Origin of the sequence: Segatella buccae ATCC 33574 (assembly GCF_000184945.1) — a bacterium.
In the GTDB taxonomy this organism is placed as follows: domain Bacteria; phylum Bacteroidota; class Bacteroidia; order Bacteroidales; family Bacteroidaceae; genus Prevotella; species Prevotella buccae.
Genome location: NZ_GL586311.1, coordinates 920,450 through 925,359, shown reverse-complemented (window position 1 = coordinate 925,359; position 4,910 = coordinate 920,450). Strand labels below are relative to the sequence as shown.

At 54.9% G+C, this 4,910-nt stretch carries 4 protein-coding genes; all 4 read right to left on the bottom strand.

Features of this window, described 5'->3' with window-relative positions:
• Positions 1 to 65: 65 nt before the first annotated feature.
• From HMPREF6485_RS03430 to HMPREF6485_RS03415, 4 genes are read right to left on the bottom strand one after another with little or no spacing between them, the layout of a single operon-like run.
• The gene (locus HMPREF6485_RS03430) at positions 66 to 2,480 is read right to left on the bottom strand and encodes a TonB-dependent receptor (protein WP_004344699.1); all 2,415 of its coding nucleotides are present in this window, start codon (positions 2,478 to 2,480) and stop codon (positions 66 to 68) included.
• Between the two features lie 3 nt (positions 2,481 to 2,483).
• Positions 2,484 to 3,455: a FecR family protein gene (locus tag HMPREF6485_RS03425; RefSeq protein ID WP_004344698.1), complete on the bottom strand. Its 972-nt coding sequence runs from the start codon at positions 3,453 to 3,455 to the stop codon at positions 2,484 to 2,486.
• Entirely contained in the window at positions 3,452 to 4,003 is a 552-nt protein-coding gene (locus tag HMPREF6485_RS03420; protein WP_004343603.1) for an RNA polymerase sigma-70 factor, read from the bottom strand. The genes HMPREF6485_RS03425 and HMPREF6485_RS03420 overlap by 4 nt, the downstream gene beginning before the upstream one ends.
• Positions 4,004 to 4,029: 26 nt before the next feature.
• Positions 4,030 to 4,665, bottom strand: coding sequence for a hypothetical protein (locus tag HMPREF6485_RS03415; RefSeq protein ID WP_004343600.1), 636 nt, complete (start codon positions 4,663 to 4,665; stop codon positions 4,030 to 4,032).
• Positions 4,666 to 4,910 lie beyond the last annotated feature (245 nt).

Here is a 4,910-nt window from a genome sequence, read left to right as displayed (position 1 = left end):
CCGATGGGCTGCCTGTTTTTGTTGGTGGAAAGAAGAAATAGAAGGAAAAACTCCATTCCCGTCTACTAAAATCTGAAAGAAACGGTGCCGAACGGCATACAATGGTTGTTGAACTTGATGGAAAAGAAATACAGCATCTCTGCTTCCGAAGGATTGCCCAGCACGTTGTAGAGACCGAAACGCAGCAGCAGTCTGGATTTCTTGAAATCGCGGCGGAACGTATAGCTTGCATCCACACGGTAACGCATGGGGTCGCGCTCCGAACGGGAGTATTCCGGTTTGCCGTTTTCCTTATATTCCACATTGAGCAACACCCTTCCGGAGTGCATGTTCGCACCAAGAGCCACCGTAGAATGCTTGCCGATGTCGTAGGCCACAGCCGCATTCAGGATATGCGGCACATCATAGAGCGAGGGCATTTTTTCCCGTCCATTCAACCGGTCAAACCACTCACGGCTGCTCGAAAGGGTGTAAGAGAACTGCCAGTTGAGCTGCTTCCAACTATTATTCACATAGAGGCTCGCCCCATAGCTGTCGCCATTGCCATCCAGAATATTATTCACCCAGTCCTCGCCCCCGGAACCAATGGTGGGGAAAAGCCCCAAGATGTGTTTTCTGTGCTTGTAGTAGAGCGAAAACTCCATGATGCCATTGGGCAGGAAATGCTTCCATCCGGTCTCAATATGGGTGGCCGCACTGGGCTTGAGATTGCCGATGGTGGGCATAATGAAGTCGAAAGGCGTGGGCACTTCCGACATGCGCACGTGGTGGTAGTATTGTTCCATGTTGGAGAGTCCGGCGTATAGCAAGTCTTCGTCGCCTATGGAGTATTTCAACGAGAAGCGGGGCTGCACACTGTAATAGCGGCGGTAGTTGCGCGGAATGTACATCACGAAATTGAGCCCCACCTGCGTATAGAGTCTCGGCGTGATGCGTATGCGGCTGTCATAGAACATGGAGAACTTTCTGGTCGGTTCCCATGAATTTTTCAGTTCTTTGCCGTGAGTCACCAATCCATATCGTTCATACATGCCCTTCAGTCCCCACCGGACTGTGTAGATGCTTCCCGGATTATAGGTGAATTCGGTGATGGCATAACAACTCTGGATGTGGGTGCTCACAATGCCCGTGCTGTCGTTGTCGAAGTCTTCGCCGTTGGCACTGTTGGTATGGGAAGAATAGGCTATGGAAGTGCTGTTGGTGACCTGCGAACTGAGACTCGTGTTGAAGTGGAAGGCATAGAGCTGGTTGTGCCAATGGAGCAAGGAGTGCGGCTTCTCGCCCTCTTCCCGATAGTGCTGGTCGTCGGATGAGTTGTAGGCCGAGACGCTCATGGAGGTCGCCGAGTCCAGATCGCACGACAGTTTCACGTTGAAGTCGTAAAAAGTGTGGTTGGTCCGGTCTTTCTCTGCCAGCATCCCATCGAAGAAGTCGAGCCAGCTCCGCCGCCCGCTGATGATATACGACAGCTTGTTTTTCACGATGGGGCCCTCCAGCACGGCCGAGGCTGCGGGCATATCGAGCGACAGCGTGTTGACAAACCGGCGCTTGTTGCCATCGCGCACCCGTGCATCGGTCACCGAGGAGAGCCGTCCTTCAAACCGTGTGGGGATGAAGCCGTTGTAGAACGATACGCTCTTGAGGGCATCGCCATTGAAGGCTGTAAGCATGGAGTTGATGTGGCCGGGATTATGGATAGGGAATCCATCGAGCAGAAAGAGATTCTCGTCGGTGGATCCACCATAGACATTGAAGTCGAGATTGGCCTGTGAGGACGACACGCCGGGCAGGATGCGAAGCTGGGCAAACAGGTCGGTGCTGCTGAAAGAAGTCATGTTGGAGGGCGACACCTCGTCAAACTCCTCCACGCTTTTCCGCCGTTTCACGTTGACGGCCTTCAACCTGAAGGGAATGGGCTTCAGGTCTACCAACACGAAGCGGTCGTCGCCCGCCACCCGCAGATGCTCATCGTATGCGGTGTAGCCCACATAGCTCACTTCGATGCGGCAGTCGCCGTCGCTCACCTTGATATTGAACACGCCGTTGTTGTCGGTCACGTCATAGCTTTTGTTGCCTTTCCCGTCGGTCACCGTTACCGTGGCACCAAACAGACGCTCGTTACTGCCGGCCTCCCTCACCGTGCCCGAGAGGTCGTGGTAGAGCACGCGGTCTACCCTGATGAGCAGCTTGCGGTCGGGGAGCGGCACCAGCTGATAGTCGTAGCCCTCCAGCAAGACGGCCAGAAGGCGGTCGATGCGGATTTCGCCGGCCCGCTGAAAACGGCATCTCCGCTTCATGTCGAGCAGCGAAGGATTGTAAGACAGCACCACGCCCGTCTCTTTCTCGATTCGCCCGAACCATTGAAGCATCGTGGCAGAAGAGGCGTCTACCCTGACGACCTCTTCTGCCACACTCTCTTGTCCCTCTGCCGAGAGCGACCCAAGAGTCAATATCACCATCAATAGAAAGCGAATCTTCATCCCTTATTTATAGTAGAACTTGTAGTGCTGCGGCGCGACAGTGTCGCACTTGCAACCACAGAGCATGGAGAGTTCCTGCAACACGGCTCCGGGCTGCGAGAGATTCACGCGCGTGGTGATGGTATTCTCCTTCACCCCCGCTCCCAACTCTATCCGTATGTGAAGTTCTTTCTCCAACCTGCCGGCCACTTCGCTGATGGGCACATTGTCGAAATTGACCCATTTCGGTTGCGGTGCAGGTTGCTCTCCGCCATCGGCGAGGTGCAGTTTCCCCCTTTCGAGAGTCACTCTCTGCCCCCGGACGAGCACCACCTTGTCATGCCCCGCAGACACACGCACCCGGCCTTGCGCCACCTGCACGCTCCCCCGGGCCGGATCGGACACATCCACGGTGAAGGCCGTGCCGAGCACTTCCACCTGCAAGCCGGCCGCACTCACCACAAAGTCGGTCCCGTTGTGGCGCACATGGAAGGCTCCCCTGCCTTTCAGCGTCACCTTACGGTCGCCCAACCTGCCTTCCGAGGCAAACTCCACCGACGAGCCCGGGGAGAGTTCCACGGTGGAATTGTCGGGCAGTGTGAACAACTTCTCGCCCGTGGTGTCATTGGCCAGCATCACTTCATCAGCCCCCGAATTGCGGGCGAAGTAGAAGATGCCGACCCCGAAAAGCAGCAACAACGATGCGGCCACGGCCAAAAAAGCGTGGAGCGGCCGGAAGAGGGCACGGTGTTCAGTCTCTCTCTCGTCTTGGACAACGTTCTCTATCCGGCGCTCCACCTTTTTCCAGGCCGCAGCCACATCCCATTTTTGGCCATGCCCGTTCGGCTCAGGCTCTTCCATGATGCTTTTCAGCCGCCCGTATTCTTCGCCGTTGGCCAGAATATACGCATCCAGCTCCGCCTGTTGAGCCCCGTCGAGAGGCTCACCGGCGAAGTGGCGGGCAAGCAATTCGTTGATATTATCTGAACAGTTCATAAGCTGTATGCTATATATTGTGAAACGGCTGTCAATATGATCAGTATCGGTCGGGACATCAGACAGGCACGGATGATTTTCAGTGCCTTTCCCATCTGGTTTTCCACGGTCTTCTCCGAGATGCCGAGCGTGGCTGCTATGTCGCGGTATTTCATCTTCCTGAGCTTGCTCATCTCAAATATCTCCCGACATTTGGGAGGCATCTGCAAAAGCATGTCCTGCAACATTGCGCCATACCTGTCTTCCGGTTCCAGCTCCTCGGCCCTGTCGGCGAGAACCATCGGCCGCTCGTCCATCGAGACGATGTCCAACCGCTGTTTCTTTCTGAGAAAAGAGATGCAGTTGTTTTTCACGGCAGCAGTGACATACGAAGCAAACTCTTCTTCGGGCAATCGGTCTTTCTCATGATTCCACACGCTCACGAACAAGTCTTGAACGATGTCCTCACAATCATCCGCATCGGCAACATAGCCGGCTGCCGTATGGCACAACACCGGATAGTATTTGCTGAATCTCACCTTGAAAAGTTCTTTTCTTTCTACTTCCATCAAAACAAATGTATCTTCTTTCCGTGTTAGAATCTGAGACTTACGCCCGCTGTCAGAAATCCCTTGTAGCCCAGTCCGGTTTCAAGAAATCCTCCGATGCGGTCATTACCCACACGCACGGCTATCGGGTTCACCTGAAAAGCCAGGCCGGTCTCCGTCCCGGCATGGGCCCGTGCCATCTTCCTGCCCGCCTCGGTGAGTCCTTTCTCCGAGGTGCGGGTGATGTCTACGCCTGTGGCTACCGACCCGTAGAGTTCCACGATGCCATGCTTGAAGTAGACCATCTCGGCCGCCGGCATCACGAGGAAGTTGAGCTGGGTCTCCTTCATGTCGGGCACTTTCGAGTCTTTACGGGTCACTTTGCTTGTCACTTGGGCAAAACCGAGGTCGGCTCCCACGCGGAAACGCCCGAAGGCGTATCGGTAGCCCACCCCGAACACGCCGGTAGACACCTCGTCGGAACGTGTGGTGCCCGTCAGGGCATCTCCCAATCCGATGCCCCAGAAACTCGCCGCGGCCAGTGTGAGCCCGTCGCTGTAGCCGATGCGAAACTCGTTGCGGTCGCCTACTTTTGCAAGCTTGCCGCCGCTCGTCCGGGCATCGGCACCCGACAAGCCTACTGCGAAGCACAAAGATAGTGCAAATAATTTAATTCTCACCATGTTTCTTATTTTTTTAATGTTACTTTTTTGCCTCGAGAGTCCCACATTTCCGGGGCTTTCTGCCTTATTAACGCAATCTGGTGGAAAAACCCCTACGACCCGACTTAAATTTATTCCCAACTCGTTTGAAGTCTCGACAAAACCGATGAGATGTCAAGTAACAAAGTCCCATAAGAGACCCCGAGACCCCTCTAAGAGACCCCCAACCCCCTAAAGGGGGCTTACCTTCCTGCGAACAGGTGGAT